Source organism: Rhizobium sp. PvP014, from assembly GCF_017876855.1.
Classification (GTDB): domain Bacteria; phylum Pseudomonadota; class Alphaproteobacteria; order Rhizobiales; family Rhizobiaceae; genus Neorhizobium; species Neorhizobium soli.
In genome coordinates this window covers 2938930-2964077 of sequence record NZ_JAGIOT010000002.1, presented here as the reverse complement: position 1 = coordinate 2964077, position 25148 = coordinate 2938930, and the positions used below count along the sequence as shown (strand labels likewise).

Genomic DNA, 25148 nt, shown 5'->3' with positions numbered 1-25148 from the left:
GACTTGTCAGTGCAAGGTTGCAGTCGACGTTACTGCCCGCTAGTTGTCCTGCACCAATCAGCCTTTTCCATTGTACGGTGACATAAAGGCTTGCTAGTTTCCGGAACGAGCGTCGCAAGCCACGTCTACAGCGGCGCCGAGCATCCACACACAGGATATTGTTATGACCGAACTTTCCCCCGTTCTTGACCGTGCCGATCAGAACCTCAGCGCCAGCATCGATCGGATGTTCGATCTCGTGCGCATCAAGTCCATCTCGACTGATCCGGCCTTCAAGGACGATTGCCGCAAAGCTGCTGAGTGGCTTGTCCAGGAATTGACGACGCTGGGCTTCGAAGCATCCTTGCGCGACACCCCCGGTCATCCGATGGTGGTCGGTCATCACGCGGGAGCAACGCCGGATGCGCCGCACGTTCTGTTCTACGGTCACTACGACGTGCAGCCGGTCGATCCGATCGAGCTCTGGGAACATGATCCTTTCGATCCGAAGCTGAAGGAGCTCCCGGGTGGCCGCAAGATCATGACCGGACGCGGGACATCCGACGACAAGGGCCAGTTGCTGACCTTCGTCGAAGCCTGCCGCGCCTACAAGGACGTGCATGGCGCGCTGCCGATCCGCATCACCATCCTGTTTGAGGGCGAGGAAGAATCCGGTTCGCCGTCGCTGAAGCCTTTCCTCGAAGCCAATGCCGAAGAGCTCAAGGCCGACTTCGCCCTGGTCTGCGATACGGGCATGTGGGACACCGACACACCGGCAATCGCTGCCGCCCTTCGCGGCCTGGTCGGCGAAGAGATCACTGTCACCGCTGCCGACCGCGACCTGCATTCCGGCCTTTACGGCGGTGCTGCCGCAAACCCGATCCACATTCTCACCGGTATCATCGCCGGCCTTCGCGACGACACGGGCCGCATCACCCTTGAAGGTTTCTACGACGGCGTCGAGGAAACGCCTGAAAACATCAAGGCAAGCTGGGAAACGCTTGGTCGCTCGGCCGAAAAGTTCCTCGGCGAAATCGGGCTCTCAGAGCCGGCCGGCGAAAAGGGCCGTTCGGTTCTGGAAATGACCTGGGCCCGACCGACCTGCGAGGTCAACGGGATCTGGGGCGGTTACACTGGCGACGGCTTCAAGACCGTCATTGCGGCCAAGGCTTCGGCAAAGATCTCGTTCCGCCTCGTGGGAACGCAGGACCCGGACAAGATCCGCGACGCGTTCCGCGCCTATGTGACATCCAAGATCCCGGCGGACTGCAACGTCGAGTTCCACCCGCATGGTGGCTCGCCCGCGATCCAGCTTTCATACGACTCACCGGCCTTGACCAAGGCGAAGAGTGCACTTTCGGACGAATGGGCAAATCCAGCCGTCATCATCGGCATGGGCGGCTCCATTCCGATCGTCGGCGATTTCCAGAAGATGCTCGGAATGGATAGTCTGCTGGTCGGCTTCGGACTCAATGACGACCGGATCCACTCGCCGAACGAGAAGTATGACCTGAAGTCCTACCACAAGGGGATCAGGTCCTGGGTCCGGATCATCACGGCCCTCGCAAAGTGAGGGCATCGGCGGGGCGCAGCAGACAGCGCCTTTGCCGATACACGTCCAGCTCATACGAAACGAAAAAGGTCGGGCTAGCCCGACCTTTCTGATCCCAATCACAAGTGCCAGTACATCCGTGGTCACTCTTATGGGCATGCAATGCGAAACAGCCGCCGTCGACGACATTGGCTCTAATGTTCATCGTCTCGCGAATTGGTTAATATTTGGTTAACGGCGCTCTGTGCCTTGCTCGAAACGCATCGTCGGAACGCAAAAAGGCCGGTCGATGACCGGCCTTCATGAATAAATGAAACGAGTATCTTAGACGGCGCGGAGGCTGTCAGCCGATTCCTTGCCGGAACGGCGGTCGGTCGTCAGTTCGAAGCCGATCTTCTGACCGTCCTGCAGCTGGCCGAGGCCTGCGCGCTCGACCGCGGTGACGTGAACGAAAACGTCCTTGCCACCGTCGTCAGGGGTGATGAAGCCGTAGCCCTTGGTTGCGTTGAACCATTTTACAGTACCAGTCGCCATAACGATGCCTTTCTCTTGCAAATGACCGACTGCCCCGTTCGGAATTTCCCGGGGCGTTTGTGTTTCGTATTTGAAGAAAGATCGTCGCAGGCGGGGCAGTTTAGCCACGTGCTGGCTTGTCAAACAAATATCGATGCAGAGGATTTAAGGTCTGGCCGTTTTGGCGTCAAGCCTGCAGGACCGGGCGCAAATCGATCGATCCAGACGCGATCGTGGTGCCCTGCATCCGCTACATCGACGCAAGTTCTTGGAGTTGCGGGCCTTTTCGAGAGCTTCAGGCGCTTAAGATATCTCATCGCTCCAGCCCCTCAGCAAACAGAAAAGCCCGACGCGGGAGGAGGTGCGTCGGGCTTCTGAAACTGGCCAACAACTGGGAGGAGGAGTGTTGCCGGCCCCATCGGGGACGCTGGGAGGAGGAGTGCGTCCGTCGATGATTTAAACATACAGCGGAAACGCACAAAAAACAGACGTAATTTCGCACCGCAGCATTGCAAGAATTGCATGCCTCGCGAGACTTGCCCGCTGGATGCGCTTCGGTCATGCTGCACCCATGAGCCTTGAATCCGTACGCAGCTTTTTCGCGACCCACGCGCCTGACATCGAGATCATCGAGACCGAACAGAGTTCGGCGACCGTTCCGCTTGCAGCACTCGCGCATGGCGTCGATCCTGACCAGATCGCGAAGACAATCTGCCTGCGAGCGGGCGACGTCATGCTGTTGGTCGTAATGTCGGGAAACAGTCGCATCGACAATAAGAAGTTCAGGTCGGTCTTCAGCGCCAAACCGCGGATGCTGTCCGGCGATGAGGTCATGGCAGCAACTGGCCATCCGATCGGAGGGGTGTGCCCGTTTGGTCTTGCGACTGAGCTCCAGGTCTATTGCGACCTTTCGCTAAGGGATTACCCTGAGGTCGTGCCCGCAGCTGGAGCAACGAATGCTGCGATCAGGATAGACCCGGAACGACTTGCAGAACTCACCAAGGCCTTCTGGATCGACTGCGCCAGCCGAACGGATAGTTCGGCCGGCTAGACGGATAAGGTATTCTTAGAAGCGGTCGTTGATGTAACGCTGATACCAGGCCTGCTTGCTGTCGACGGACGCGTTGGCGACGAGATAGCCGATCGCAAAGCCGATACCGCCAATCAGGGTGATCAGGGTCGTGGTTGCTGCAGGATGCTCGCGGACAGTGGCGGCCACGGAATTTGCTTCTTCCGAAACGTAGCTTGCGGCATCGGACGCGCGGCTTGCAACGCGGTCATAAGCAACGCTGCCTTTTTCTGCCAACAGATCACGCAAATTGGCGATCTCGGACTTGAGGCTGGCGATCTCGGAATTAAATGCCGAGTTTTCGCTCGGCACATGATCGAAGGATGGCGACTGGGATTCGGTTGGCTTCAGGCTCTTTACGGATTCTGCCATTTTGGCCTCCTGTCTGTTGTTGATCGAGAGCACGGTCAACTTTCGAAGACAGGATATGTTCCTTGAATGGCCCGAATGTCTGTTCGACCCGGAATCTACCGCGCCTTGGCGAGAGTTTCCGCCAATGCAGCCAGTTTCTCTTTTTCGTCGGCGCCCTTTTGAAGCGAGTTGACGAGAATGAGCGCCAGTGCTTCTGCATCTGGACTGCTTTTATCGATGTGGTGCTCGGAGCAGGTCTCGTCGAAGACTTGCTGCAATAGGTTGAGCTGGCCGGAACTGACCGGCTTGCGGATAAGCTGACTTGGCATTTGCCCCTCACGTGCGGATGGCGAGGCTCCTCCCCATACCCCTGGGAGCCGCGATCAGGCTAAAAGACTTATCCGCTTGCAGCCTCCAAACCTCAGCGAAGGAAACGAGTGGATGCAGCCGGCAGTGTGAGATCTGACTAATTGAATAGCAATAACAAGATCGCACGGGTGCAATTTAGGGGGTTATTAACAATAGCCACACCCTTATCGCGAGCCACGCCGCCCGGCGCGCTTGTCACCGGAAGGCGTAGATCATCAATTTCTTCGGACCACGAATCAGGCAGCGCCTGCCGGGTCTCCCGTCGGCATCAGAGCCGGCTCCAATGTGGGATCCTGCGGGTTTTTCGTATCCCCCGGATCCTGCGTCGGGGTCAGCGGCGGCTTTTCCTGCGTGCGGTCGGGCACTCCGCCAGTCCCCACGGGACCACGGGGAGTCTCGACGCCGGGAGTTGGCAATGGGTCACGATTCGGCATGAATGCCTCCTTTGTCTCCGGGTAGGTCTAGAGGAAACGGCTATAACCAATGATTGTTCCGGTCCGCTCATCGGGCAGGGCTAGCGCTGGACGCGGATCGCGGGTCAAAGCCAGCGTTGCCTGTCGTGGGGCCGGGACGAAACGCCTAGCAGATAACCGAGTAGAAATGCCGCCACGCCGATGGATGCGGCAACGGATGCAGTAGCGGCCGGGTGATCCACAGCATGCGCTGCGACCATTCCCGCTTCGTCCTTCACCTTCGCGGCTGTGGATTTTGCTTTTTCAACGACGCCCGTTTCAGGGTCGATATCACCGGTGAAGCCGACATTGAGTGGTTTTCTCGCCATGGTCATCTCCTTTTGAAGACAATCCACGGGCCGGAATGAAGTTCCGTCCGCAAGACGCGACTGGGCATGCAGCGCCGCCGTAGCGGGTTTGCGGGCAAGGCCACCGAGCTTCTACATGAGCTGCAACTTCGACAGCGCCTCTCGCGTCAGAAACACATCGGTCTTTCCAGCCTCATAGGCCGGATGACTGAATTCAAACATGCCGCTGGAAAAGACACCGTTATGTGGCATCTCGAGCGCCTGCTTGACGCTGACGAGACCGACCGGAACACGCCGGTCGCCATTGATGACCACAGCCTCAACGATCCTGATCATGCACTCCCCTCCTCCAAGGTGGAACTCAAACCGATCCGACAGGCAAATTACCGTATATAGAAAGCAACTGTTTTACGTAGAAATCCAGCCTTTTTTAGGCGGCACTCATATTAAATAGCGTCCGATCGGATTTTACATCTCCTTAAATCGCCGCATTTACACTGCAGCGAGATAACTCGGGCGACAATTTGTGAGAACAGCGCATTCAGGATGCGCGTAACGGGGATATGCCGGCTCATCATGGCAGCCAGAAAATCGGACAAACGCGTCGAACCGTCTTTTGGCGGATCGCAGGACAAAGATGACTTCCGTCTCGACGCGGACGACCGCATCATTGGCAATGGACGCTCCACCCGGCGTGCGCAGAAGGCCGAAGACGACTACGACGATCTCCCGCCCCGCAAGAAACGCAAGCAGTCCGACCCGTCCAACGACCGCGACAGGTCTTCGCGCAAGGCATCGTCAAATCGCGGTGGCGACAATGGTGGCTTCTTCGCGCCCCTGAAACGACTGGTTTACTGGTGCGTCGTCCTGTCGATCTGGGCAGCGATCGGCATCGGTGGACTTGTTCTCTACTACGGCGCGCAGATGCCGTCTGCCAGCAGCTGGACCATTCCAGACCGTCCGCCAAACATGAAGATCACCGCGACCGATGGGTCGGTCATCGCCAACCGCGGCACGACTGGTGGCGAGGCGCTGGCGCTGGAAGACATGTCGCCCTACCTGCCCCAGGCCGTCATGTCGATCGAGGACCGGCGCTTCTATTCCCATTTCGGCGTCGATCCGCTGGGTCTGGCGCGCGCCTTCGTCAACAACCTGACAGGCCAGCCGATCCAGGGCGGTTCGACGATCACCCAGCAGCTTGCCAAGAACCTGTTCCTATCCCCGGACCGCACGTTCGAGCGCAAGATCCAGGAAGTGCTCTTGTCCTTCTGGCTGGAGACGAAATTCACCAAGGACCAGATCCTGGCGATGTACCTCAACCGGGTGTACTTCGGCGCGAACGCCTATGGTGTCGAGGCCGCTTCGCGTCGCTACTTCAACAAGTCGGCACGGGACGTCAACCTCGGCGAGGCGGCAACGCTTGCGGGTCTCTTGAAGGCGCCCTCGCGGCTTTCGCCTGCCAGAGATCCGAAAGCGGCCGAAGAGCGGGCACAGGTCGTTCTCGGCACGATGCGGGAAGAAGGCTACATCACTGACAGCGACCTCAAGACCGCGATGGCGCAGCCGCCTTCCAACGCCAAGAGCTCCTGGAACGGCGCCCAGCACTATGCCGCAGACATGGTGGTCGATGAGGTCAAGCGTCTGATCGGGGAGCCGAAGGTCGATGTCGTCGTCGAGACCACCGTCGATCTGCGTCTTGAGGAAGCCGCCGAAAAGGCTTTGAAAGATGTGCTGACCAAGGAAGGCGGCAAGCTGAACGCCTCGCAGGCGGCGCTTGTGTCCGTCGATGCGACTGGCGCCATCCGCGCAATGGTGGGCGGCCGCGATTATGCGCAGAGCCAGTTCAACCGGGCCGTCAAGGCCAAGCGCCAGCCAGGCTCGGCGTTCAAGCCGTTCGTCTATGCCTCGGCTCTCGAAGCGGGCTACAATCCGGACACGATCGTCAACGACGCGCCTGTCCGGATCGGCAACTGGACGCCGGAGAATTACGAAAAGGAATACAAGGGGCCGGTTCCGCTTTCCTATGCGATGGCTCATTCGCTCAACACCGTCGCCGCTCAACTGGTGATGGCGGTGGGACCTGAAAAGGTCGTGTCGATGGCGCATCGGCTCGGCGTCGATTCCGACATCCAGCCGAACGCCTCGATCGCGCTCGGGACATCGGAAGTCTCGCTGACGGAGCTCACCTCGTCCTATGCGGCCTTCATGAACGGCGGCTACAAGGCGACGCCTTATATCGTGAAGCGGATTGCCGATACGGACGGCAAGGTTCTCTATGAGGCCGATTACACCAACCCGCCGCGGGTTCTCAGCGCGCCAGTTGCGGCTGCCATGAACAGCATGATGTCGGGCGTCGTCCGTGACGGCACCGGCCGGGCCGCGCGCCTCGACGGCTGGCAGGTTGCCGGCAAGTCCGGGACGACCCAGTCGTTCCGCGATGCGCTGTTCGTCGGTTATACCAGCATCATGACGACAGGGATCTGGTTCGGCAACGACGACGGCGCCTTCATGAAAAAGGTGACGGGTGGCGGCCTGCCGGCAAAAGCCTGGAAGGAATACATGACGGTGGCAATGAAGGGCTATACCCCGACGCCACTGTTCGGTTTCAACAGCGGCCTTCAGCTGCCACCGCCCGTTGAGGAAGAACAATCGCCATCGACATCGATTGGCGACATCATTTCCGGCATCATACCGGGGGCGAGCGATCAGCGTGAAGCGCCTGCGCCCGACAATTTTCCGCCAGCTCCGCGTGCGCCGGTCCAACAGCCGGCACCTCGTGGAGAAGCCTCTCTTGAACAGCCGGCGCGCAGGCCTCCGCCCGCAACGCGCCAGCAAGTCCAGCCTGCCCCACCGGGCCAGCCCGATTGCGCCTATGGTGACAACGCGGTCTGCAACACCGGGACGGTTTATGACAACAGACCGCCGCCGCGACAGTATCGCGAAGGCGGTTCTGCCAACCGGGCGCAACCCGGAGAATACAGGGATTACCGCGAATATCGTGCCCCTTACGATAGCCAGGCACCGGTGCCGCCCGGCGATGTCGGCGGCCGTCCGATGCCGCCTTCGGACGTCGGACAAGTCTACCAGCCGCAGGAAACGCGTCGCACGACGCTGTACGATATCCTCATGGGCCAGTAGCCCGTTAGAAAGACAGAAGGAAAATTGCATTTTTTTGCGTGAATGCAGGCGAATTCCCGCCTTGCAGTCCGAAAAACCCGTCCTTATATACCCCGCATGACAGCAGCCGGTGCTGCGAAAATTCCCAGTCGAGGAACTGTCAAAGGAATGCCTTTCACGGGGTTCCGACAGTTCGCTTAAAGGAGAGAGAAGATATGGCAAAAGTAATTGGCATCGACCTTGGCACTACCAACTCCTGCGTCGCCATCATGGACGGCAAGGATTCCAAAGTCATCGAGAATGCGGAAGGCGCGCGCACGACGCCGTCCATGGTCGCATTTTCTGACGACGGCGAACGTCTCGTCGGTCAGCCGGCCAAGCGCCAGGCTGTAACCAACCCAACCAATACGCTCTTCGCAGTGAAGCGCCTTATCGGCCGCCGCTACGAAGACCCGACCGTTGAGAAGGACAAGGGCCTCGTACCCTTCGACATCGTCAAGGGCGACAACGGCGACGCTTGGGTGAAGGCTCAGGACAAGGCCTACTCTCCGGCCCAGATCTCCGCGATGATCCTTCAGAAGATGAAGGAAACCGCAGAAGCCTATCTCGGTGAGAAGGTCACGCAGGCTGTCATCACGGTTCCCGCATACTTCAACGATGCCCAGCGCCAGGCAACCAAGGATGCCGGCCGCATTTCGGGTCTTGAAGTTCTGCGCATCATCAACGAGCCGACGGCTGCAGCACTTGCCTACGGCCTCGACAAGAAGGAAGGCAAGACGATTGCCGTTTACGACTTGGGCGGCGGCACGTTCGATATCTCGGTTCTCGAAATCGGCGATGGCGTCTTCGAAGTGAAGTCGACCAACGGTGACACCTTCCTCGGTGGTGAAGACTTCGACATGCGTCTCGTCGAATATCTCGCAAACGAGTTCAAGAAGGAAAACGGCATCGACCTGAAGAACGACAAGCTCGCTCTGCAGCGCCTCAAGGAAGCATCCGAGAAGGCAAAGATCGAACTGTCGTCGTCGCAGCAGACCGAAATCAACCTGCCGTTCATCACGGCCGATGCTTCCGGTCCGAAGCACCTGACCTTGAAGCTGACCCGCTCGAAGTTCGAAAGCCTGGTCGACGATCTCGTCCAGCGCACTGTCGCACCGTGCAAGGCAGCCTTGAAGGATGCCGGCGTGACTGCCGCTGAAATCGACGAAGTCGTTCTGGTCGGCGGCATGAGCCGCATGCCGAAGGTACAGGAAGTCGTCAAGCAGCTGTTCGGCAAGGAGCCGCACAAGGGCGTCAACCCGGATGAGGTGGTTGCCATGGGCGCCGCGATCCAAGGCGGCGTTCTGCAGGGCGACGTCAAGGACGTTCTCCTTCTCGACGTGACCCCGCTGTCGCTCGGCATCGAAACGCTCGGTGGCGTCTTTACCCGCCTGATCGACCGCAACACGACGATCCCGACGAAGAAGTCGCAGACCTTCTCGACCGCCGACGATAACCAGTCGGCCGTGACGATCCGCGTTTCGCAGGGCGAGCGTGAAATGGCGCAGGACAACAAGCTGCTCGGTCAGTTCGACCTCGTCGGTCTGCCGCCGGCTCCGCGCGGCATGCCGCAGATCGAAGTCACGTTCGACATCGACGCCAACGGCATCGTCCAGGTTTCGGCCAAGGACAAGGGTACCGGCAAGGAACAGCAGATCCGCATCCAGGCATCTGGTGGTCTGTCCGACGCCGACATCGAGAAGATGGTCAAGGACGCCGAAGCGAACGCCGAAACCGATAAGAAGCGTCGTGCCGGTGTGGAAGCCAAGAACCAGGCCGAAAGCCTCATTCATTCCAGCGAGAAGTCGCTGGCTGAATATGGCGACAAGGTAACCGAGACCGACCGCAAGGCGATCGAGGATGCCATTGCCGCGCTCAAGGCTTCTGTCGAGGCTCCCGAGCCTGATGCAGATGACATCCAGGCGAAGACCCAGACCCTCATGGAAACATCCATGAAGCTTGGTCAGGCCATCTATGAGGCCCAGCAGGCTGATGGTGGCGCTGCCGAAGCCGGCAGGGACGACGGTGTCGTCGATGCCGACTACGAGGAAATCAAGGACGACAAGAAGTCGGCCTAAGTCTGGTTCCGTTGACGGATACCGCTAGATAGTCGACTAAGATATCCGGCTGCCATCGTGCAGCCGGAACCCTTTCTGGAGCCGGTTACCGCTTATGGCCAAAGCAGATTTTTACGAAACGCTGGGTGTCGGCAAATCCGCTGACGAGAAGGAGCTGAAAAGCGCCTTCCGTAAGCTTGCGATGAAATACCATCCCGACAAGAACCCCGGCGATGCGGAAGCTGAGAAGAAATTCAAGGAGATCGGCGAAGCTTACGAGACGCTGAAGGATCCCCAGAAGCGCGCGGCCTATGATCGCTTCGGTCATGCTGCCTTCGAACAGGGTGGCATGGGCGGCGGCGGTGGCGGCTTCTCCGGCGGCGCGGGAGCAGGTGGCTTCTCCGACATTTTCGAAGACATTTTCGGCGACATGATGGGCGGCGGCCGTGCGCGCCGGTCGTCCGGCGGTCGCGAACGTGGCGCCGATCTTCGCTACAATATGGAGATCACCCTCGACGAGGCCTATGCCGGCAAGACGGCGCAGATCCGGGTTCCGTCCTCGATCACCTGTGACGTCTGTTCGGGTTCGGGCGCCAAGCCCGGCACCCAGCCGAAGACCTGCGGCACCTGCCAGGGGTCCGGGCGCGTCCGTGCATCCCAGGGCTTCTTCTCGGTCGAACGGACCTGCCCGACCTGTCATGGCCGCGGACAGACCATCACCGATCCGTGCACCAAATGCCACGGCCAGGGTCGCGTCACCGAAGAGCGTTCGCTGTCCGTAAACATTCCATCGGGCATCGAAGACGGCACGCGCATTCGCCTGCAGGGCGAAGGCGAAGCCGGTGCGCGCGGTGGCCCAACCGGGGATCTCTACATCTTCCTGTCGGTCCGACCGCACGAGTTCTTCCAGCGTGATGGCGCCGATCTCTACTGCGCCGTGCCGATCTCCATGACGACGGCAGCGCTTGGCGGCACGTTCGATGTCGGGACGCTGGATGGATCGAAGTCACGTGTGACCGTTCCTGAGGGCACACAGGCCGGCAAGCAGTTCCGCCTCAAGGGCAAGGGAATGCCGGTGTTGCGGTCTTCACAGACGGGTGACCTCTACATTCAGATCCAGATCGAGACGCCGCAGAAGCTGACCAAGCGCCAGCGCGAGCTGCTGCAGGAGTTCGAGGACATCTCGTCCAAGGAGAACAATCCGGAATCGACGGGCTTCTTTGCCCGGATGAAGGAATTCTTCGACACCTGATGGCTGTCGCAACGACGAAGATTGCAAAACGCCGGCCCTGCGCCGGCGTTTTTCTTCGTTAAAACCCTTATAGACACCGCAATCTGCCCAGCCATTATTATAGAGCTGAACAAGCCCGCTCTGTAATTGCGGGACTGAAACAATCGAGACCAGACATGACGGACGGTAAACACTACTGGCTTCGCAAAGACGACAAGCAGGCGACCAAGGCCAACTTCCCGGAACTGTTCTTCGACCTGGTCTTCGTCTTCGCCTTCATCCAGTTGTCGGAAACGCTGGCCGCGGATTTCTCGCTCGGGATCGCCGCCGAAGCGCTGATTTTCATCTTCGCGCTCTGGTGGGTCTGGATCCACACGACCTGGGTCACCAATCTTCTCGATGCCGAAATAGAGCCCGTGCGGATCCTGCTGTTCGGCCTGATGTTTCTCGGCGTCATTCTGGCAATTGCCCTGCCGAGGGCGTTTCAGGACATGGGCCTGACCTTCGCGCTCGCCTATTCGGCCATGCAGATCATTCGATCGCTGTTTGCCCTCTACGCCTTCCGACACGCCGATCGGGCCTCCTATGTCACCTTCCAGCGGATTACCGTCTGGCTTTCGGTTTCAAGCGCTTTGTGGATCGCCGGCGGCCTCAGTGAACAGTCCGTCCGGGTGTATTTCTGGATCGCTGCGCTGGCGATCGAATATATCGCACCGATCCTGCGTTACCGGGTGCCCGGGCTAGGTGCCGCGCCTGCGGAAACGCTTGATATCAACGGCGAGCATATGGCCGAACGCTGCGCGCTGTTCGTCATCATCGCACTTGGGGAAACGATCCTCACCACGGGCAAGAATGCGTCCAGTCATCTGGAAAGCAGCTTGACGCCACTCGTGCTGTTTGTAGCCTTCCTTTCGACCGTGCTGATGTGGTGGATCTACTTCCATGACGGGCAGGAAAAGGCAGCCGACAAGGCGGAAGAAAGTTCAGAGCCGCAGGCGACCGCGAATCATCTTTTCACCTACGGTCATCTGCCGATTATCGCTGGCATCATCCTTACTGCAGTCGGTGAAGACTTCGCCCTGTCGCATGCGCACGAGCATGCAACGCTTGCTCAGGCTTTCGCGCTTCTAGGCGGTCCGATCCTGTTCTTAAGCGGCATGATCTGGGTAAAGACGCATTCGACAATGCATGTGCCATGGTCGCATTGTGCCGGCATTGCCGTCCTTGTTACCTGCTTTCTGCTCGTTGCGAGCCTGACAACCGTCCACATCCAGATGCTTGCGACGGGTTCGCTTCTTGCCGTCGCAATCTGGGAATATGTGGCCCTGAGGCGCTTTGCCCGCGCCGCCGCGTGACGGTCAGTAGTGTGGCGGCCTGGTGTTGGCCGGCGCTTCCAGCGAGGTTTCCTCGAGGGACAGAAAGCGTACGGTCAGCCGGTCGAGCTTCGAGCGGGTCTGCTCGACGACCGTCCACTGTTCGGCAAGCTGGTCGGACAGTTCCTCGATGACCTTGGCCTGATGCGCCGCCAATTCCTCCAGCTTCAAAATTCTATCGTCTTCGGTCACACTATTCACTCGCACTCGATTTCGGGCATTCGCCGGATCCTTCCGGCTGGGGCTTTCTCCGAGACTACAGCGTTTGGAACGGGAAGAAAACGGCGGGCACGGCCTGCAACTCGCCAAGGGTGATGTCAGTTACAGACCTGCGCTTGCCTTCTTGGCGCGAAGTCCTTAGCTCCTACGTGGAAACAACGCGATACAAGATGGCGCAAAAGACCTTCCTTTCCCGGTTGAAGCTGACCGACTTTCGAAATTACACCCAGGCTTCGCTCGATCTCGACGGCCGGCATGTCGTCCTGACCGGCGAGAACGGTGCAGGCAAGACCAACCTTCTCGAAGCCGTGTCCTTCCTGTCTCCCGGCCGTGGCCTGCGCCGCGCCGTGCTGAGCGATGTCACGCGCGTCGGTGCTGCCGCAGGTTTCAGCGTCTTTGCGGATGTGGACGGGATGGAGGGCGAAGTTTCGCTCGGCACCGGCATCGAAGCGAATGACGGCGACGGTGTCAGCCGTAAGCTCCGGATCAACGGCACGCCGGCAAAATCGACGGAGGAACTTTCCGACCATCTTCGTGCCCTGTGGCTGACGCCGGCGATGGACGGCCTGTTTACCGGCCCTTCGGCCGACCGTCGCCGCTTTCTCGATCGACTGGTTCTCTCGCTCGATGCAGGCCACGGTCGGCGGGCGAGCGATTTTGAGCGCGCCATGCGCAGCCGCAACCGGTTGCTGTCCGAAGGACGGTTCGACCCTGCGTGGCTTTCCGCAATCGAGGCCCAGATGGCGGGTCTCGGCATATCCATGGCAGCGGCCCGGCACGAGATGCTGGGACTGCTGAAGACGCTGTCTGCCAATCTCGGCGACACGCCGTTTCCGACGCCAGAGCTTTCGCTGGAAGGGTTTCTGGACGGTGCCATGGATCGGCCAGCGGCGGACCTCGAAGATGAATATCTCGCCATGCTCGCGTTAGGGCGTGGCCGCGACGCTGCAGCGGGACGAACACTGGATGGTCCGCACCGTGTCGACCTAACCGTTCGTCACCGCGAGAAGGACATCGAGGCTTCGCGCTGCTCGACCGGGGAGCAGAAAGCCCTGCTGATCGGGCTCGTGCTTGCCCACGCCCGCCTGACGGCGGATATGACTGGCCATGCGCCAATCCTGCTTCTGGACGAGATTGCAGCACATCTGGACGAGGGACGGCGCGCGACATTGTTCGATCTCGTGCATGGACTGGGCGGGCAGGCCTTTATGACCGGCACCGATCGCCACATGTTTGCAGCGCTTGCCGATCGGGCGCAGTTCCTGACAGTTTCCCATGGCGGCATAACCCGCTGAACCTGCTTACACTCGATTTCTGCGGTGCTATGATCCCATGATGGAAAACCAGAATTCGGACACGCTCCGCCCAGATGAAATCGAGCGCTATCGCCGCCATATCCTGCTGCCGGAGATCGGCGGTCAGGGCCAGCAGAAGCTCAAGAGCGCACGCGTTCTGGTGATCGGCGCCGGCGGCCTCGGCGCGCCCATTCTCGAATACCTCGCAGCGGCCGGCGTTGGCACGATCGGCATCGTCGACGACGACCGGGTCTCGCTCTCCAACCTGCAGCGACAGGTGATCCACGATACCGGCACGATCGGCGAGATGAAGACGAGAAGTGCGAGGGAAGCGATCGCGCGGCTGAACCCCAATACGAGGGTGATGGATTTCGAGGAGCGCTTCTCCGCCGAATGGGCTCAGATGCATCTTTCCCGCTTTCGCTTGCTGATCGATGGCTCAGACAATTTCGATACGCGGTACGCGGCGGCGGACGCGGCGGAGGCGGCACGCATCCCCTTGGTCACGGGTGCGGTTGGACGCTTCGACGGGTCGGTGACGGTGCTGAAACCCTACGAGGCCGGCGAGGACGGAGAGCTCAACCCCACCTACCGCGACCTTTTTCCCGAACAGCCGCCGGAAGGCCTCATCCCCGCCTGCGCGGAGACCGGCGTCGTCGGCGCGCTCACCGGCGTGATCGGGACGCTGATGGCGATGGAAGCGATCAAGTTGGTGACAGGGATTGGCGAACCGCTGTTTAGGCGCCTGTTGCTCTACGATGGACTGGCAACGCGGTTCGATGTGATCAAGTACAAGCGCCGTGCGAAACGGACGGCTACCGAATGACTGAGATCGTTCGCATCGACGAGAGTTTCACCGGCTGGGAAGACCTGCTGACGCTGATCATGTCATCCTTTGCCTATATGGACGGGGTGATCGATCCGCCCTCCTCTGCCCACCGGTTGACAGCTGTTTCGCTCGAGCAGAAGGCGCGCGATGAAATCGCGTTCGTCGCCATGGAAGAGGGCGAGCTTGCAGGTTGCGTGTTTCTGAAGCCTGAACCCGGGTGTCTCTATGTGGGCAAGCTGGCAATATCGCCTGCGTTCCAGAACCGAGGCATCGGCCGGCAGCTGCTTTCCGTGGCGGAGGATATCGCCCGGCAAAGAGGCCTGCCTGCGCTCAGGCTGGAGACCCGCATCGAGCTTACCGGCAATCACACGACCTTCGCCAGGTGGGGCTTCGTGAAGACGGCCGAGAATGCCCATGCGGGCTATGCCAGAACGACATCGATCGAGATGCGGAAGCGGCTTTCGCAGACAACCTAATTCCGGCCGGGCAGGACCCGGTTCGGTGGGCGATGGCCGTCGAAATACGTCCGGATATTGATGATCACCTTGTCGCCCATGTCGATGCGGCCTTCGATCGTTGCCGAACCCATATGCGGCAGGAGCACGACACGTCCTTCACGGGCGAGTTTGACCAGCTTCGGATTGACGGCCGGTTCGTTCTGATAGACGTCGAGACCTGCGCCGGCAATTTTTCCGTCACGCAGAAGCTGCACCATCGCGACCTCGTCGATGATATCGCCGCGGGCGGTGTTGACGATGATCGAACCAGGCTGCAGCAAGGCCAGCCGACGGGCCGAGAGAAGGTGGAAGGTCGCCGGCGTCGACGGGCAATTGATCGAGACGATATCAACGCGGGCAAGCATCTGGTCGAGGCTGTCCCAATAGGTCGCCTCGAGCTCTTCCTCGGTGGCCGGGCTGACCGGTTTGCGATTGTGATAATGGATGGCGAGGCCGAAGGCCTTGGCCCGGCGCGCCACGGCACTGCCGATGCGGCCCATGCCGACGATGCCGATACGCTTGCCCCAGATCCGCCGGCCGAGCATCCAGGTCGGGCTCCAGCCTTCCCAGTCACCGGGCTTGTCGGTGAGGATCCGCGATCCTTCCGCCAGGCGACGGTTGACGGCAAGAATCAGCGCCAAGGTCATGTCGGCCGTGTCTTCGGTCAGGACGTTCGGCGTGTTGGTGACCGTGATCCCCTTCTTGGCGGCCGCATCCACATCGATATGATCGGTACCGTTGGAAAAACTGGCGATCAGCTTCAGCTGCGGGCCTGCTTCCGCGATCAGCCCTGCGTCGATCCTATCGGTAACCGTCGGTACCAGCACATCGGCGGTCTTCATCGCAGCGATAAGCTCTTCGCGCGAACGGGGACAATCGTCGATATTGAGCTCTGCGTCGAAAAGCTCGCGCATGCGCGTTTCAACGGCGTCCGGAAGTTTGCGAGTGATGTAAACCTGGGGTTTTTTCTTCGCTGTCATGGTTTCAAAGCCGCATTGCAATCAGCTGCCATTAGGACGTCCTTAACCAAGGTGCGCAATAGTCGGAGGCATCCAGGGCGTTTTCTTAACAGACCCGTCGGCGAAGACAAACAAAACCTCGCATGGACAGGAACGCTTGTGGAATTTCAGCCGGAATGAGATTCATGCGCAGAACATTCTTTACATCCTTCCTTGCAGCCTCGATCGGGCTCCTCACCTGCCTTTCCGGCGCCGACGGCGCACTTGCACAGGGCGTTGCCAAGGGCGCAAGCGGTCTGCCGCTTCCCCGTTTCGTCAGCCTGAAATCGAGAAAGGTGAACATCCGCATCGGTCCGAGCACGGATTATGCGGTGTCATGGATGTACATGAAGTCGGGAACCCCGATGGAAATCATCCAGGAATACGACAACTGGCGCCGTGTTCGCGATGCCGAGGGCACGGAGGGCTGGGTCAACCAGGCCCTGCTATCGGGCGAGCGCACGGCCGTTGCAGCGCCGTGGATGCGCGGCAAGGGCAAGGACATCTATGTCAACATGCGCAACGAACCGCAGCAATCCGCGGGCCTCACTGCAAAGCTCGAGCCCGGCGTGATGATCAAGATCAGCGAATGCAATGGCGACTGGTGCCATGCGGAAGCGAATGGTGCAGAGGGCTGGATCGCCCAGGCGGAAATCTGGGGCGCTTACCCGGGAGAGGCCTTTAAATAAGGCCTCTTTCCTTCGCCGCCTGCGCGAGCGAGACCATCGGCCGCGGCCCGATCTGCTGAATGACGATGGCCGCGACCAGGCAGCCAAGCTTGCCGCAATCCTCAAGCGAACGATCTGCGGTATAGCCGTAGAGAAAGCCGGCGGCGAACAGATCGCCGGCACCGGTCGTATCGACGAGTTCCTCGATGGCATAGGCCGGGATCGCGATCCGTTCCTTGCCACGCACGAGAACAGCACCTTCCTCGCTCAGCGTGATGGCCGCCAGCTTGCAATCGTGAGCGATCTTGCCGAGGGCGAGCTCGAAATCGTCCGTCTCGTAGAGCGACAGAAGTTCCTGCTTGTTGGCAAAGACGATATCCACGGTGCCGGATTTCATCAGCTCCAGGAATTCCTCGCGGTAGCGGCCGACGCAGAACGGATCCGACAGCGTCATCGAGACTTCACGACCATGCGCATGGGCGATGCGGGCTGCTTCGCGGATCGCATCCTTGGCGCGCGGCGGATCCCACAAGTAACCTTCGAAATAGGTCACTTTCGATTCGGCCACCACGTCTTCCTCGACATGTTCAGGACCGAGTTCGACGCAGGCGCCGAGATAGGTGTTCATCGAACGCTCGCCATCCGGCGTCACGAAAATCATCGAACGGGCGGTCGGTGGATGAACACCGTCAGGCTTTGTTTCGTAGTGGACACCCTGGGCACGGATATCATGCTGGAAAATGGTGCCGAGCTGATCGTTGGCGACCTTGCCGAAGTAGGCAGCCCTGCCGCCGAGACTGGCAACGCCGGCCGCTGTGTTGCCGGCGGAACCGCCTGAGGCTTCGACCGCAGGACCCATCTTCGAGTAGAGAAGTTCGGCGCGCTCGGCATTGATCAGGTTCATCGCACCCTTGATGATCGCGTTGTCGCCAAGGAATTGATCGTCGCAGCGCGCGAGGATGTCCACGATGGCATTGCCGATGGTTAGCACGTCGAATTTCGGCATCCGGCTCTGATCCTCTTTCGAATGAATGGATGAGAGAACGGGTATTCGCCTTTAGCCGTGATTGGAAGCAAAAAACGCTGTCGGCACTAAGGCTCCAAAAATCCGCAGCTGTCATTCTCCCGTCATGGTGAGCCGCTAGATAACGATCATCCGATTGCTGATGTCGACCACGGATGAACTGGCGACGAAGCGTTTGGACACCCCTGGCTGGACCGGGGAAGGAAGCGGGGATCAAGCCCCGCTTTTCTGTTTTCGGCTTTCGCCTGCAACGGGTTTGCGCCCGACGCATTTGTCGTTCAGCCAGATCTGCGCTAGACGCAGATAACAGTCTCCTCCGAAAGCCGCCTCCGTGTCGTCAGTCTTCGCCAATGTGCTGCCCGTCTTCATCCTGATCCTGATGGGCTGGCTCGCCGCCAAAACCGGGCTTTTGAAGGCCGAAACCGGTGACGCGCTGGGGGAATACGTCTTCAAGATCGCGGTTCCGATGCTGATCTTCCGGACGGTTGCGGACGCCCATTTTGGCGGCGTCTCTCCCTTCGGGCTGTGGAGCGCCTATTTCATTGCCGTTGCCGTCACATGGACGACCGGGCATCTGATGGCCACGCGGTTCTTCGCAAGGGATGCTAAGGTCGGCGTCATCGCGGGCATGTCGAGTGCGTTTGCCAACAACATCTTCATCGGCCTGCCGTTGATCGATCACATGGTCGGCAAGGAAGGGCTTCTTGCCGTCTCGATCCTGCTCGCCATCCATCTGCCGATCATGATGATCGCCGGCTCGATCCTGATGGAGGGGGCAACTGCGCGGGTCGACGGCACACAGAAGCGCACGCTTTCCGTGGTTCTGCGGCAGGTCGCCCGCAACCTGGTCCGCAATCCGCTCGTGATCGCGATCGCGATCGGGATACCGTTCAATCTTCTGGGCTTCTCGATCCCCACGTCCGTGCTGCCTGTCGTCAACCAGATCGCCGCCTCAGCCGGGCCGGTGGCGCTGATTTCAATCGGCATGGCGCTGACCCGTTATCCGATCCGTGGCGATATCAATCTCGCCACGGCCGTTGCAGTCCTGAAGCTTACCCTGATGCCGGCGATCGTGTTCGCCACAAGCCATGCGATCGGGCTGCCGCGGGACTGGGCGGCCGCTCTGGTTTTGACCTCTTCTGTTCCAACGGGCATCAATGCCTGGCTGATTGCCCAGCGGTTCCGGTCCGGGCAAAGCCTTGCGGCCTCGACCATCAGCATCACGACAGCGTTCGGCCTTATCACCGTAAGCTTCTGGGGTTGGCTGCTGTCGTGATTGGAATGTCTGCCGCCGGGTGGGATCAGTTCGTCGGGGCGGGAGCGGGTGCAGCGCCGGGTTCAGGCAGTGGCGCAGGGCTATCAGACTGTTCGCGGATATAAGCAAGCAGGTTGCCGCGTTCCTTGTCGTTCTTCAATCCGGCAAAGCCCATCGCTGTCCCCTTCACGTAGGCCTTGGGCGCAACGAGGAAGTGGTTGAGGTGATCGAACGTCCAGGTCTCCGCGCCGCCCTTGGAGAAATCCTTCATGGCAGCAGAGTAGGAAAAGCCCTCATGGCTGGCGATCGGACGGTTTACAACACCCCATAGATCGGGACCCACCTTGTTGGGGCCTCCCTTTTCAATGGAGTGACAGCTCTGACACTTCTTGAATACCGTTGCGCCGGCAGCGGCATCGGCACCTGCCATCAGCTGACCAACAGGGACAACTTCCGCGGCACCGCCACCGGCAGCCGCTTCGCCGCCGGCTGGCTCTTCCAGCGCGGCGATTGCAAATCCTTCCTTCTCAGGCGACGGCGAGTGGAAAATCCCCTCCGACGCGATCGATACGGACATCATCACGAAAACCGTGGCAAGCAATGCGCCTACCGACATGTTTACATAGGGATTCATCAGCAAATTCTCCTCACCGGCCCGCCGTCCCAAAGCAGGCACCTTGAATTTGTTTGGAAGCTATGTCTTTTGCAGAGGCCTTGCAACACGATACGCTCGTTCTGCTTGAGACTTTTTGCCACTGCGCAGGCTGGATTGGAAGGTTTTACGATGACTTACACGGCTTTCAACCGGACGCTCGTCCTCATTCCGGCTCGAATGGCGTCGACGCGCCTTCCCGGCAAGCCGCTCGCAGACATCGCCGGGCTGCCCATGATCGTGCAGGTCGCAAAGCGCGCCGAGGAGGCCAATGTTGGTCGCATCGTCGTTGCCGTGGACCATCAGGACATTTTCGATGTGGTGAAAGCTGCAGGCTTCGAGGTGGTCATGACCCGCGAAGACCACCAGTCGGGTTCCGATCGGATCTTTGAAGCGCTGACCAAGGCAGACCCCGATGGCAAGGTGGAATACGTCATCAACGTGCAGGGCGACTTGCCGACCGTGGAAGCCGACGTCGTGCGCGCCTCGCTCAAACCGCTGCTGGACAGCCCGCAGACGGATATTGCCACGCTGACCGTCGAAATCACTGACGAGCATGAGAAGACCAATCCGAACGTGGTCAAGATCGTCGGATCGCCTCTCTCGGATACGCGGCTGAAAGCGCTCTACTTTACCCGCGCCACGGCCCCTTACGGCAATGGACCGCTTTACCATCACATCGGGCTTTACGCCTACCGCCGCACTGCACTCGAGAAATTCGTGGCGCTCGGCCCTTCGGTGCTCGAAAAGCGCGAATCACTCGAACAGCTGCGGGCACTTGAAGCCGGCATGCGCATCGATGCCGAAATCGTCGCGTCGGTGCCGCTGGGCGTCGACACGCCGGCCGACCTTGAAAAGGCACGCGCCATCCTCTCCTCCCGCGGTTTGTAACGGATCAGCCTCATGAATGCCTCGACCAACCGCATTTCCTTCCAGGGCGAATTCGGCGCCAATTCCGATATGGCGTCCAGGGACATGTTTCCGGATATGGAACCCCTGCCCTGCCCGACCTTCGAGGATGCGTTCCAGGCGCTGGAAAACGGCGATTCGGATCTCGCGATGATCCCGATCGAAAACACCATCGCCGGCCGTGTTGCCGACATTCACTACCTGCTGCCGGAATCGCGTCTGCATATCGTCGGCGAATATTTCATGCCGATCCGGTTCCAGCTGATGGTGCTGCCGGGTGTGGAGCGCGAGGAGATCCGCACCGTCCACAGCCATATCCACGCGCTTGGCCAGTGCCGCAAGATCATCCGCGCCAATGGCTGGAAGGCCGTTGTTGCCGGCGACACGGCGGGTGCTGCGAAACTCGTTTCCGAAAAGGGCGACCGCTCGATGGCGGCCCTTGCGCCACGGCTTGCGGCCAGTCTCTACGGGCTCGACATTCTGGCTGAGAATGTCGAGGACACGGAAAACAATGTCACACGGTTCGTGGTCCTGTCGCGCGACGAGAAGTGGGTGCAGCGCAACGAGGCCGACGACGTGATCGTCACCACCTTCGTGTTCAACGTGCGCAACATTCCGGCTGCGCTCTACAAGGCGATGGGTGGATTTGCCACCAACGGCATCAACATGACGAAGCTCGAAAGCTATCAGCTGGGCGGCAAGTTCGTGGCGACGCAGTTCTACGCGGATATCGAGGGGCATCCGGACGATGCCCCTGTGCGCCGTGCGCTCGAAGAACTGCGGTTCTTCTCCGAGAAAGTCCGCATCCTCGGAACCTACAAGGGTCATCCGATGCGCGGCGCGCTGCAGAAACGCTGACGGGCGGAAGCGCTCCTTTCAGCGCTTCCAGTCGATCCAGTCGCGCATCAGCCGATAGGCAATCGCTCCCTTGGCGGGGCCGAACGGCTTGTCATCCGGGCCTGCCTCCAGCATCGCCTGCACCTCGGCGCGCGAAAACCAGCGAACGTCAGACATTTCGTGGGCATCGATGGTGATCTCCGTCGACGTCGCCTCGGCGAAACAGCCGATCATCAGCGAATGCGGCATCGGCCAGGGCTGCGACGCGTGATAGCGCACCCGACCGGTTTCGATCGCTGACTCCTCCAACGTTTCGCGCCTGACGGCCTGTTCGATCGTTTCGCCGGGTTCGACGAAGCCCGCGAGGCAGGAATACATGCCCTCCTGGAAATGATGGCTGCGTCCCAGCAGGCAGCGGTCGTTTTCCTCGTCGATCGTCATCATGATGACGACGGGGTCGGTGCGCGGAAACATCATGTGCTGACACTTCGTGCAGACGCGCTTGTAGCCGCCGATCTTCATTTCGGTGGGTGAGCCGCATTTTCCGCAGAAGATATTGGCGGCATTCCAGTTGAGCAGTGACACAGCCTGGGCGACCTCGCCCTGAAGCTCGTCATCGAGCAGGCCTTCCCGGAAAAGAGCGCGCGCCTCGGTCGGCTTGTAATGGCTTGCGAGCTCGTCATCGGCGATCATGACCGGGACGGCAATGCGCGGCTCTCCGTTCTCGTGATGGCCGAGCAGCACGGCGCGGTCGAAATCCGGCTTCAGCTCCGCCAGCTCGTAGGCGGCAAACAGCGGATCGAGGATCTGGCCGTCATGCTTCAGAATGACCCGGCTGCCGGAGAAGGCGAGGATATGGGTGCCATCGACGGACAGCGCCTTCTCGATGCAGTCGTCTTCCCGGTTTTCCGCCTGCCGGTCGAGCTTGTTGCCGGAGAACGCCGTGAGACTGCTTGGGTCTGGATGGGGTGTATCGGTATCGAATATGCTGCTCATCGGGAAAGCTTTTCCATCAGTCTGTTCATCAGGGCCTGCATCTTTTCGCCATCATACGGTTCTGCGGATCCGTAGCCCCAGATCGGGCCCGGCCAGTTCGCATCGCCTTCGAAGCGGGCAATCACATGAACATGGAGCTGCCGGACGATGTTGCCAAGCGCACCGACATTTATCTTGGTCGCACCCGTTATGGCTTTCAAGGCCGCCGCAACATGATTGACCTCGGCCGACAGGAGCGCCTGATCGGCCTCCGAAAGCTCGAAGATCTCGGTCATGTCGGCCCGCTGCGGCACCATCACCAGCCACGGCCAGCGGCTGTCATTCTGGATCCGCAGCTGGCAGAGATCGAGGGTGGCGATGAGATCGGAGTCCCGCGCAATGCGCCCGTCCAGTTCGAACTCGCTCAAGCATTCCTCCTAATGTTTTTATCTGGTCGTAGTTTTTTACAGGCTTGGCTTGCATTTGGAAGCGTTATTGACGATATGAGCGGTGGGAGGTTGGTGGTGGACGAGCCACTCGCCAACCGGGTCAGGTCCGGAAGGAAGCAGCCCTAACGAGCCAGGCACGGGTCGCCGTGCCAGCCTCCCACCCTCTCATCTTGGTCAGCATCCGGCGCGCTCAGTCTCTGACGGCCGGAATGGCCCGTACAGGCTGGCAGGATTTTCATGAGCGACGACGGGCCGACATATTCCAGCAACCCGACTGCGCCCACGCCTTCCGGCAGTGGCTACCGGGTTCTCGCCCGCAAATACCGTCCCAAGGATTTTTCCGACCTGATGGTCGGCCAGGAGCCGATGGTGAGAACACTCACCAACGCCTTCGAAACAGGCCGCATCGCCCAGGCCTACATGCTAACCGGTGTGCGCGGTGTCGGCAAAACGACGACTGCCCGCATTCTGGCACGTGCGCTCAATTACAAGACTGCCGAAATCGACCGCCCGACGATCGATCTGCGCATTCCCGGCGAGCACTGCCAGGCGATCATGGAAGGCCGGCACGTCGACGTCATCGAGATGGATGCGGCCTCCCATACCGGCATCGACGATATCAGAGAGATCATCGAGCAGGTGCGCTATCGTCCTGTCTCGGCGCGCTACAAAGTCTACATCATCGACGAAGTGCACATGCTCTCCACGCAGGCCTTCAACGGCCTGCTGAAGACGCTGGAAGAGCCGCCGGAGCATGTGAAGTTCATCTTCGCGACGACGGAAATCCGCAAGGTGCCGATTACCGTCCTGTCGCGCTGCCAGCGCTTTGACCTCCGCCGGATCAGTGCTGCCGATCTCGTCGGCCTGTTCACGACCATCCTCGAAAAGGAAGGTATTCCGGCCGAGACCGAGGCACTGTCGATGATCGCGCGCGCGGCTGAAGGCTCCGCTCGCGACGGACTGTCCCTTCTCGACCAGGCGATTGCCCATGGCGCAGGCCATGTGGTGGCCGATACCGTGCGCGGCATGCTGGGGCTTGCCGACCGCGCCCGCATCGTCGATCTGTTCGAACAGATCGTGCAGGGCGACGTGACGGCTGCCCTTTCCGAATTTACCGCCCAATACGAGGCCGGCGCCAACCCTGTCGTGGTTCTGACCGACCTTGCAGACTTCACCCATCTCGTCACGCGGTTTAAATATATCCCGGAAGCTGCGGACGATCCTTCGCTGAGCGAAGTGGAGCGTGTGCGCGGTCGCGAATTTTCCGAGACGATTGCGGTCAGCACCCTGTCGCGGATCTGGCAGATGCTGCTCAAGGGCATTCCGGAAGCGGAGAACTCTTCCCGCCCCGCCGGTGCCGCCGAAATGGTGCTGATCCGCCTCACTCATGCCGCCCACCTTCCCTCGCCGGAAGACGCGGCGCGGCGGCTTGCCGACCTTTCCGGTGGCGATGGCCAGCGCGGCGCGCCCAATGGGAACGGCGGCGGCAATGGCGCAGGCCAGACTTCGTCATCGCAGCCGCCGCTTAATGCCCGCGGGATCGATATGCAATCGCAGCGGATGCCGTCAGGCGGACCGACCGCGATGCTGAAAGCCGTGCCGAACGACAACCCGCGCGAGATGCCGGTCGGCCGTGTCGAGGAGAAGCCCGAGCCCAGCGTTGCGGTGCGCTCGCTGGCCGACATCGTCGATCTCTGCTCCAAGAACCGTGACGCGAAGCTGAAGGCGCTCGTGCGCAATTTCGTGCGTCTGGTGAAGATCGAGCCGGGCCGGCTCGACATGCGCCTGACCGACGGCGGACCAACGACGCTGCCAGGCGAACTCGGCGTCAAACTGAAGGAATGGACCGGCATCCACTGGATCGTCTCCCTCAGCAAGGAAGACGGTTCGCCGACATTGGTCGAGGCAGAGGGAACGGCGCGCGAAGCGCGGCTGACCGATGCCCGCTCCGACCCGGATGTCGCGGCGATCCTGTCGCAGTTTCCCGGCGCAAAGATCACCGACGTCCGGATCCGCGTGAGCGAGGACGAAATCGACGCAGACGAATTGCCGCCGCCAGCCGTGGTGGAAAGCGCCGAGGGCGATATCCTGCCGGGCGGCGACATCGAACTTTAAAAATCAGGAAGAGGAG

Annotated in this window: 26 protein-coding genes and 1 other RNA gene; 15 read left to right on the top strand and 12 right to left on the bottom strand. The window is 60.3% G+C overall.

Going from position 1 to position 25148, the window contains the following annotated elements; genetic code table 11:
* Positions 1–163: 163 nt before the first annotated feature.
* Positions 164–1552, top strand: a complete 1389-nt coding sequence (locus tag J3A65_RS18825) for a dipeptidase (RefSeq protein ID WP_113166877.1) — start codon at positions 164–166, stop codon at positions 1550–1552.
* A gap of 303 nt (positions 1553–1855) precedes the next feature.
* On the opposite strand, the gene J3A65_RS18820 is transcribed toward J3A65_RS18825, so the two are convergent.
* Entirely contained in the window at positions 1856–2065 is a 210-nt protein-coding gene (locus J3A65_RS18820; RefSeq protein WP_062454173.1) for a cold-shock protein, read from the bottom strand.
* A 550-nt stretch (positions 2066–2615) separates the two neighbouring features.
* Between J3A65_RS18820 and J3A65_RS18815 the strand changes: the two genes are divergently transcribed.
* A complete protein-coding gene (locus J3A65_RS18815) occupies positions 2616–3095 on the top strand; it encodes a YbaK/EbsC family protein (protein WP_113166876.1) in 480 nt (159 codons plus the stop codon).
* Positions 3096–3110: 15 nt separating this feature from the next.
* Here the strand turns inward: J3A65_RS18815 and J3A65_RS18810 are convergent, their stop codons facing one another.
* From J3A65_RS18810 to J3A65_RS18790, 5 genes are all read right to left on the bottom strand, one after another.
* Positions 3111–3485 (bottom strand): hypothetical protein, encoded by a 375-nt coding sequence (locus tag J3A65_RS18810; protein ID WP_139283901.1) that lies wholly within the window; start codon positions 3483–3485, stop codon positions 3111–3113.
* A gap of 95 nt (positions 3486–3580) precedes the next feature.
* A complete protein-coding gene (locus tag J3A65_RS18805) occupies positions 3581–3793 on the bottom strand; it encodes a hypothetical protein (protein WP_062454175.1) in 213 nt (70 codons plus the stop codon).
* A 276-nt stretch (positions 3794–4069) separates the two neighbouring features.
* Complete coding sequence (locus tag J3A65_RS18800) at positions 4070–4267, bottom strand: hypothetical protein (protein ID WP_062454176.1); 198 nt, start codon at positions 4265–4267, stop codon at positions 4070–4072.
* 104 nt (positions 4268–4371) lie between these two features.
* Entirely contained in the window at positions 4372–4614 is a 243-nt protein-coding gene (locus J3A65_RS18795) for a hypothetical protein (protein WP_062454177.1), read from the bottom strand.
* A gap of 111 nt (positions 4615–4725) precedes the next feature.
* A complete protein-coding gene (locus J3A65_RS18790) occupies positions 4726–4929 on the bottom strand; it encodes a hypothetical protein (RefSeq protein WP_209902782.1) in 204 nt (67 codons plus the stop codon).
* Positions 4930–5169: 240 nt separating this feature from the next.
* On the opposite strand from J3A65_RS18790, the gene J3A65_RS18785 reads away from it, so the two are divergent.
* The 4 genes from J3A65_RS18785 to J3A65_RS18770 all read left to right on the top strand — a co-directional run bounded on the left by J3A65_RS18785 (position 5170) and on the right by J3A65_RS18770 (position 12392).
* The gene (locus J3A65_RS18785) at positions 5170–7731 is read left to right on the top strand and encodes a transglycosylase domain-containing protein (protein ID WP_209902780.1); all 2562 of its coding nucleotides are present in this window, start codon (positions 5170–5172) and stop codon (positions 7729–7731) included.
* A gap of 194 nt (positions 7732–7925) precedes the next feature.
* Positions 7926–9827, top strand: coding sequence for a molecular chaperone DnaK (gene dnaK, locus J3A65_RS18780; RefSeq protein ID WP_209902778.1), 1902 nt, complete (start codon positions 7926–7928; stop codon positions 9825–9827).
* 94 nt (positions 9828–9921) lie between these two features.
* A complete protein-coding gene (gene dnaJ / locus J3A65_RS18775) occupies positions 9922–11058 on the top strand; it encodes a molecular chaperone DnaJ (protein ID WP_062454181.1) in 1137 nt (378 codons plus the stop codon).
* A 155-nt stretch (positions 11059–11213) separates the two neighbouring features.
* Positions 11214–12392 carry a low temperature requirement protein A gene (locus J3A65_RS18770; protein ID WP_209902775.1) on the top strand — a complete coding sequence of 393 codons (1179 nt, stop codon included), beginning with the start codon at positions 11214–11216 and terminating at the stop codon, positions 12390–12392.
* A gap of 3 nt (positions 12393–12395) precedes the next feature.
* On the opposite strand, the gene J3A65_RS18765 is transcribed toward J3A65_RS18770, so the two are convergent.
* The gene (locus tag J3A65_RS18765) at positions 12396–12611 is read right to left on the bottom strand and encodes a SlyX family protein (RefSeq protein WP_209902773.1); all 216 of its coding nucleotides are present in this window, start codon (positions 12609–12611) and stop codon (positions 12396–12398) included.
* 188 nt (positions 12612–12799) lie between these two features.
* On the opposite strand from J3A65_RS18765, the gene recF reads away from it, so the two are divergent.
* Genes recF through J3A65_RS18750 form a run of 3 tightly spaced genes read left to right on the top strand, consistent with a single transcriptional unit; the run spans position 12800 to position 15229 of the window.
* Positions 12800–13924, top strand: coding sequence for a DNA replication/repair protein RecF (gene recF, locus J3A65_RS18760; RefSeq protein WP_209902771.1), 1125 nt, complete (start codon positions 12800–12802; stop codon positions 13922–13924).
* A gap of 37 nt (positions 13925–13961) precedes the next feature.
* Entirely contained in the window at positions 13962–14750 is a 789-nt protein-coding gene (gene moeB, locus J3A65_RS18755; protein WP_209902769.1) for a molybdopterin-synthase adenylyltransferase MoeB, read from the top strand.
* A complete protein-coding gene (locus tag J3A65_RS18750) occupies positions 14747–15229 on the top strand; it encodes a GNAT family N-acetyltransferase (protein ID WP_209902767.1) in 483 nt (160 codons plus the stop codon). The genes moeB and J3A65_RS18750 overlap by 4 nt, the downstream gene beginning before the upstream one ends.
* Here J3A65_RS18750 and J3A65_RS18745 read toward each other — a convergent pair.
* Positions 15226–16230 (bottom strand): D-glycerate dehydrogenase, encoded by a 1005-nt coding sequence (locus J3A65_RS18745; RefSeq protein WP_062454186.1) that lies wholly within the window; start codon positions 16228–16230, stop codon positions 15226–15228. The two genes, J3A65_RS18750 and J3A65_RS18745, sit on opposite strands and share 4 nt — an antisense overlap.
* 164 nt (positions 16231–16394) lie before the next feature.
* Here J3A65_RS18745 and J3A65_RS18740 point away from each other — a divergent pair, with 164 nt between their 5' ends.
* The gene (locus tag J3A65_RS18740; protein WP_062454187.1) at positions 16395–16937 is read left to right on the top strand and encodes an SH3 domain-containing protein; all 543 of its coding nucleotides are present in this window, start codon (positions 16395–16397) and stop codon (positions 16935–16937) included.
* Here the strand turns inward: J3A65_RS18740 and J3A65_RS18735 are convergent.
* Positions 16930–17922 carry an adenosine kinase gene (locus tag J3A65_RS18735; RefSeq protein WP_062578597.1) on the bottom strand — a complete coding sequence of 331 codons (993 nt, stop codon included), beginning with the start codon at positions 17920–17922 and terminating at the stop codon, positions 16930–16932. The genes J3A65_RS18740 and J3A65_RS18735 overlap by 8 nt on opposite strands.
* A 349-nt stretch (positions 17923–18271) precedes the next feature.
* On the opposite strand from J3A65_RS18735, the gene J3A65_RS18730 reads away from it, so the two are divergent.
* The gene (locus J3A65_RS18730; RefSeq protein WP_209902765.1) at positions 18272–19216 is read left to right on the top strand and encodes an AEC family transporter; all 945 of its coding nucleotides are present in this window, start codon (positions 18272–18274) and stop codon (positions 19214–19216) included.
* Positions 19217–19241: 25 nt separating this feature from the next.
* Here the strand turns inward: J3A65_RS18730 and J3A65_RS18725 are convergent, their stop codons facing one another.
* Positions 19242–19829, bottom strand: coding sequence for a cytochrome c family protein (locus J3A65_RS18725; RefSeq protein ID WP_062454190.1), 588 nt, complete (start codon positions 19827–19829; stop codon positions 19242–19244).
* A gap of 150 nt (positions 19830–19979) precedes the next feature.
* Between J3A65_RS18725 and J3A65_RS18720 the strand changes: the two genes are divergently transcribed.
* Together J3A65_RS18720 and J3A65_RS18715 are read left to right on the top strand one after the other, a co-directional pair.
* Positions 19980–20738 (top strand): 3-deoxy-manno-octulosonate cytidylyltransferase, encoded by a 759-nt coding sequence (locus J3A65_RS18720; RefSeq protein ID WP_209902763.1) that lies wholly within the window; start codon positions 19980–19982, stop codon positions 20736–20738.
* 12 nt (positions 20739–20750) lie between these two features.
* Positions 20751–21614 (top strand): prephenate dehydratase, encoded by an 864-nt coding sequence (locus J3A65_RS18715; RefSeq protein ID WP_209902761.1) that lies wholly within the window; start codon positions 20751–20753, stop codon positions 21612–21614.
* Positions 21615–21632: 18 nt separating this feature from the next.
* Here J3A65_RS18715 and nudC read toward each other — a convergent pair whose 3' ends face one another.
* Both nudC and J3A65_RS18705 read right to left on the bottom strand, forming a co-directional pair.
* Complete coding sequence (nudC, locus tag J3A65_RS18710) at positions 21633–22589, bottom strand: NAD(+) diphosphatase (RefSeq protein WP_209902759.1); 957 nt, start codon at positions 22587–22589, stop codon at positions 21633–21635.
* Positions 22586–22996: an HIT family protein gene (locus J3A65_RS18705; protein ID WP_209902757.1), complete on the bottom strand. Its 411-nt coding sequence runs from the start codon at positions 22994–22996 to the stop codon at positions 22586–22588. Before J3A65_RS18705 ends, nudC begins: the two co-directional genes overlap by 4 nt.
* An 85-nt stretch (positions 22997–23081) precedes the next feature.
* Between J3A65_RS18705 and ffs the strand changes: the two genes are divergently transcribed.
* An RNA gene (gene ffs, locus J3A65_RS18700) (signal recognition particle sRNA small type) lies at positions 23082–23178 on the top strand.
* A gap of 76 nt (positions 23179–23254) precedes the next feature.
* On the top strand, positions 23255–25132 hold the full coding sequence (locus J3A65_RS18695; RefSeq protein WP_209902755.1) for a DNA polymerase III subunit gamma/tau: 1878 nt from the start codon (positions 23255–23257) through the stop codon (positions 25130–25132).
* Positions 25133–25148: the final 16 nt, after the last annotated feature.